This is a genomic window from Corallococcus sp. CA041A (genome assembly GCF_003612075.1).
GTDB lineage: Bacteria > Myxococcota > Myxococcia > Myxococcales > Myxococcaceae > Corallococcus > Corallococcus exiguus.
On the sequence record NZ_RAWF01000598.1, the window covers coordinates 1 to 524 of the forward strand.

Sequence of the window (524 nt, forward strand, 5' to 3'; positions counted from 1 at the left end):
ATGCGGCGTGCGTGGTGGGGGTTGCTGCTGGTGTGGGTGACGGTGTCGTCGGCGCGGGCGGAGGAGGTGCTGGTGTTCGCGGCGGCGAGCACGACGGACGCGCTCGAGGCGCTGGCGCCCGCGTTCCAGCAGGCATCGGGGCACCGGGTGCGGTTCGCCTTCGGGGCGTCCAGCGACCTGGCACGTCAGGTGGTCGCGGGGGCCCCAGCGGATGCGTTCCTCTCCGCGGACGAGGCGAAGATGGACGGGGTCGACCGGGCAGGGCTCGTGCAGGCGGGCTCGCGGGTGGACCTGCTGTCCAACCGGCTGGTGGTGGTGGTGCCGGTGAAGTCGTCGGTGAAGGTCGCCGGAGCGGCGGGCCTGAAGGGGCTCAAGCGGGTGGTGCTGGCGGAGCCGGCGGCGGTGCCGGCGGGTGTGTACGCGAAGGCGTGGCTGACGAAGGCGGGCGTGTGGGCGGACGTGGCGCCGCGCGTGGTTCCGGCGGTGGATGTGCGGGCCGCGCTGGCGGCGGTGGAGGCGGGGAG

The 524-nt window shown here is 75.0% G+C and carries 1 protein-coding gene; it reads left to right on the top strand.

Features of this window, described 5'->3' with window-relative positions; genetic code table 11:
- On the top strand, nucleotides 1–524 hold a 524-nt coding region (gene modA / locus D7V77_RS42400), incomplete at its 3' end, for a molybdate ABC transporter substrate-binding protein (protein ID WP_120581766.1).